This window comes from Chryseobacterium sp. SIMBA_038 (assembly GCF_046535115.1).
Classification (GTDB): Bacteria; Bacteroidota; Bacteroidia; order Flavobacteriales; family Weeksellaceae; genus Chryseobacterium.
This window is the reverse complement of the sequence record NZ_JAWRXH010000195.1, coordinates 1-269: the sequence shown is the minus strand read 5'-3', so window position 1 is coordinate 269 and position 269 is coordinate 1. Positions and strand designations below refer to the sequence as shown.

The 269-nt window shown below is 32.3% G+C and carries 1 pseudogene; it reads left to right on the top strand.

Annotation, left to right across the window (positions count from 1 at the left end):
• Positions 1-269 (top strand): annotated as a pseudogene (locus SB689_RS23260) (endonuclease I); the annotation flags it as partial.

Here is a 269-nt window from a genome sequence, read left to right as displayed (position 1 = left end):
AGTTTAAAAATAACAGTTCAGGAGCTATCTATAGTGGAGATACCTATGAACTGGAGGGTAAAGTAGGAAACAATGAAACATTTGTTATTTTGAATCCAAAATCTACTTTATCATGCTATACCAATGATCAGGCAAAATTTGTAACAGCTTCTGATCCCATGAAATTTTCAGGAGAAAATTATGTAGAGCTTGCTTATAACAAGACCGTTACTGTAGATGCTATTGGAGTGAAATATACCACCAATAATAACGGAAATGTATCTTTATAT